This is a genomic window from Stenotrophomonas sp. 05L414_2, from assembly GCF_056397905.1.
In genome coordinates this window covers 1-3,902 of record NZ_JBFTOJ010000253.1, presented here as the reverse complement: position 1 = coordinate 3,902, position 3,902 = coordinate 1, and the positions used below count along the sequence as shown (strand labels likewise).

Sequence of the window (3,902 nt, the reverse complement as noted above, 5' to 3'; positions counted from 1 at the left end):
ACGCTGTGTCGACCAAGGTCGACGCCTACCAGAACGCCGGGCATGGCCCGGCGCTACCGTGTTGTCCTGGTGGCTGCCAACCTTGGTTGGTACGGATGTGTCAGGGTTGCGCGCCAATGCTGCGTCGACCAAGGTCGACGCCTACCAGAACGCCGGGCATGGCCCGGCGCTACCGTGTTGCTCCGGTAGGTGCCAACCTTGGTTGGCACGCCGTCTCGTCCTGCATATGGCCTTGCGGCCATGCCAACCAAGGTTGGCAGCTACCAAGGGCAGGGCCGGCGCGTGCAGCAGCCCTGCTTACGCCACCCGCAACTGCACATCCACATACTCGGCCAGCCCACGGCAGGCCAATAGCAGCCCTTCGCGCACGTCATCGCCCACCTGCTGGTCGGCATCGCCGTCCACGCGCACGCGTTCGATGGCGTGCAGCAGTTCCAGCAGCAAGGTCAGCCCGGCATTGGCGCGGTCGATGCGTGCCATCGCGAAACCAAAGCACTGTTTGCGTCCCTTGTCCGGCCACGGTTGGCCGCCTGCAGCGTCCACGTGGCGGATGCGCTGCAGGCAGCCGAGCAGGGTGATGCCTTCGTCGGCGTGGGCGCGCATTGTGCTGCCCAATGTGGTTTCCAGTGCTTTGGCCAGATCGTCCGGCAAGCGTTCGACGGCGTCGCCCAGTGTGGCGAACAGATAGGGATAGAGCGAAGAAGTCATGGCGGCGTCCTTGAGTGCGGAGCAAGGGGCCGCCCTCGCGCTGGGCGAGGGCGGCGGACGGTGCGTGGTTGCAATACCGGAGGTTGATGTAGAAACGCCGGCGGGTACGAGACCCCCACGCACCGCCCGCCATAGGGCGCGGACGGATTGCCTGCCGACGCCGCCCAACAAGGAAAGCGCGACGCCGACAGGCAAGCGTAAACAACACATCAACCTAACGGGATTGCAAGCCCGTGCCACCCGTTGTCGGTGGCGCGCCATGATGTGCACGCAGGTGCTGCTATACCAATCAGAAAAGTTTCAATTTCGAAAATGTTGCAGACGCATATCGAACGCGCTGCGCGAAGCCGAGCACGCCTGCGCGTGCCAGTTGCGACATTTGTTGTGGAGCCGAGTGCATGCTCGGCGCTACGGAGAGCAGAACAGCGCCGGATCTAACCGGCGCCGTTCGTGTTTACATCACCACTTGTAGGCAACGCTCAGGTTCGCCGTCGCTTCGCGGTAGCCACTGTCACCACGCATCACCCCGAACCCGCCCCAGGCACTGAAGCCGGAACGGAATTCCACGCGCGCACCCGCGCTCAGTTCATAGCGGTTGCGCGGGATGCCGGCCTTCAGCACTTCATCGTCGAAGGCGATGCCATTGCCGGCGCCATCGCGGTACCAGTTGGCCGCCAGATACGGGCTGACCGAGGCACCCGCCGCCGGGTGGCCGTCACCCTGCAGGCGCAGGCCAGCACGACCGGACAGGCCGCTGTTGCCCGCTGCGCGCACCACGGTGCCGTTGGTTTCGGTATGCACGTCAGTCTTTGCATCGGTGTAGACCAGCTGCAGTTCCGGCTGCAGGCTCAGCGTGGTAGTGCCGATCTGGCCAATGCCGAAGCGGTAACCGGCTTCCACGGATGACTGCCAGATATCCGAGTCGTAACGCTCTTCGGCCAGGCCGTCGCCCTGCACGCGGTTGCGGAACTGGCCGCGCTGCACGCTGGCATCCACATACAGCGCATCGGTGCTCCAGTTGCCATACACGCCCAGCGCGCCGCCTTCCAACTTGCCACGTGCTCTGTAGCCGGTCACATCCGAGCGCGAGGTGGCGCTGGACTGCGCAATGGTACCCATCACGCCCACACGGCCACGACCATTGTCGAAAACGCCCACGTCCGCACCCAGCTGCAGGCGCGAGCGGTCCACGCGCAGGTCCAGCTGGTCTTCCACGGCCGACAGCTTGCTCTGCGTGGCGTCCACCCGGGCCCAGCCGCGCACGCCGTCAGTGGCGGTGCTGCCGCCGTGGCGATCGCGCAAGCCGTGGCGCAGAAGCTGGTCCATGGCGAATTGGTTGGCCAGATAGGCGCCTGCTTCCGGGCGCAGCAGCGGGCCCGGGTTGATCGGATCAACGGGATCGATCGGATCAACGGGATCCACTGGGTCAACCGGATCAACCGCCGCACATTCCGGCAGCGTGGGATCTGTGTCGCACGGGTCCGGACCTGCGGGAATCTCCGAGCGCAGGTACCAGCCGCCGTCGCTGGCATCCTTGAACAGGAAGTACTCGTACTGCCCGCTCACCGCGCGGCCCCGCAGATCGAACTGCGCATTGGAGGCACCGCCTACACGGATCAGCTCGATGCCCTTGTCGGTCTTCGCACCGGCGCCGCCGGCATTGAGCACCTGCACGTTGGCTTGGCCATTGGCGTCACCGTTGATCACCAGCATGTCGGTGGCCGAACTGTCGTCGCCCAGGTGGGTGTTGAACAGCAGCGTGCCGCCCGCACCATCGAAGGTATCGACGGCAAGGGTATTGAAGGTGCTGCCGTTGCCCAGCGCCACAGTGCCGGTATTGCCCAGGGTGAGGTGGCCAACGTCGCTGTCGCCGGTCATCAGCCAGGTGCTGTCGCTGGCGATGTTGGCGCTGGTGACGTTGATGAAGCGCCCATCGATCTGCGCCCTGTTACGCAGGGCCACGTGCAAGCTGCCCCGGCGTGCGCTGGCATCGTCGCTGGCGACGTGGCCAGCAAGGCGCGAACCGTCAACGGTAAAGCGCACGATGGAGGCGCCACTGTAGCCAGGAATAAATGAGCCGACACGCAGCAGGTGACCATCGCCGCCGTGAAGCTGCGCACCGTTGGATACGGTGATGTCGAAGACAGGTGCCCGCTCGATCGTGGCGACATGGATGGCTGCTCCGCTGCCACCGATGACGGTCGAATCATCGATGACAAGGCTGATGTGCGGATCATCGCGATAGCTGTACAGAATAACGCCGATGTCATCTGCAACGATGCGCGAGCCATTGCGCACCATCACCCTGCCATGCGCCTGGCGTATGCCGACCCCGGTATTGCCCCGTTGCGGATAGTCGGGCTGCTCTACACGCACGTACGTCGCATCGAGTTCAACGTCTGCGCTCGATGGCGCACCGGCGCTGGGTTCCATCTCGATCCCGATGGTGAAGTATTCGTAGCCAGCCAAGCCTGCAGCGCGCGTGACCTGCACACTGCTGCCGGACAATCGGGCCGACGCCGCGTCCTTCACTATCAAGCCTTGGCCCAGGATTGAAGAACGGTAGGCAGTGAGTGTCGATCTGTCGGCCAGCTGGATAGCGCCATGCGTCCTCGAGCCATCAAAGCGCACTGTGGCATCCGTCAGGACAAGGGAGGATTCATCGAAGGCCTCGAGTTCAACCGTTTCGGCACCATTGACCTGCAGCTGGGAGTCCGCTCGCAAGCGCCAGGATTCGATCGGATGGCCCGGCAGTACCTCTGCGGATTCGCCGATCAGTTCCCTTGCTGCGGCAGTATCGACGCACACGGCAAGTGCGGTCAGCAGGCAGTATCCAGGAAGCGCTGAGTGCGGACGTAGCGCCCGCCCGCGTGGGGAGGTTGTATCTGATTTCATGGCATGGGTGACTGGGGAGAGAAGGGGAATGCACAGCGAAGATGCCGAGTGCGTTGGCAAGGCATCTCCGCTGCGGTGATGCACTACCAGCGGTAGGCCACGCTGACGTTAGCCGTCGCTTCGCGGTAGCCGTGGTCACCGCGCATCACGCCAAACCCACCCGACGCACTCAGCCCGGTGCGGAAGTCAACCCGCGCACCTGCATTCAATTCGTAGCGATTGCGCGGCACGCTGGCGTTCAGTGCTTCCTCGTCAAACGCCATGCCGTTGCTGGCGCCATCGCGGTACCAGTTCGCCAC

4 protein-coding genes are annotated in these 3,902 nt (G+C 64.3%); 1 reads left to right on the top strand and 3 read right to left on the bottom strand.

Annotated elements, in window-relative coordinates:
• Positions 1–297: 297 nt before the first annotated feature.
• Together AC1DJN_RS21055 and AC1DJN_RS21050 are read right to left on the bottom strand one after the other, a co-directional pair.
• Positions 298–708: a hypothetical protein gene (locus tag AC1DJN_RS21055; RefSeq protein ID WP_442251764.1), complete on the bottom strand. Its 411-nt coding sequence runs from the start codon at positions 706–708 to the stop codon at positions 298–300.
• A 459-nt stretch (positions 709–1,167) separates the two neighbouring features.
• Complete coding sequence (locus tag AC1DJN_RS21050; protein WP_478040089.1) at positions 1,168–3,141, bottom strand: autotransporter family protein; 1,974 nt, start codon at positions 3,139–3,141, stop codon at positions 1,168–1,170.
• Between the two features lie 171 nt (positions 3,142–3,312).
• Here AC1DJN_RS21050 and AC1DJN_RS21045 point away from each other — a divergent pair, with 171 nt between their 5' ends.
• Entirely contained in the window at positions 3,313–3,555 is a 243-nt protein-coding gene (locus AC1DJN_RS21045) for a hypothetical protein (protein WP_442251766.1), read from the top strand.
• 131 nt (positions 3,556–3,686) lie between these two features.
• Here the strand turns inward: AC1DJN_RS21045 and AC1DJN_RS21040 are convergent.
• A partial coding sequence (locus AC1DJN_RS21040; RefSeq protein WP_478040086.1) for an autotransporter outer membrane beta-barrel domain-containing protein occupies positions 3,687–3,902 on the bottom strand: 216 nt, incomplete at its 5' end.

Excerpts from the sequence above, each read along its gene's own strand:
- AC1DJN_RS21055 (WP_442251764.1), bottom strand. The coding sequence starts at position 708 with ATGACTTCTTCGCTCTATCCCTATCTGTTCGCCACACTGGGCGACGCC.
- AC1DJN_RS21050 (WP_478040089.1), bottom strand. The coding sequence starts at position 3,141 with ATGGAACCCAGCGCCGGTGCGCCATCGAGCGCAGACGTTGAACTCGAT.
- AC1DJN_RS21045 (WP_442251766.1), top strand. The coding sequence starts at position 3,313 with ATGCGTCCTCGAGCCATCAAAGCGCACTGTGGCATCCGTCAGGACAAG.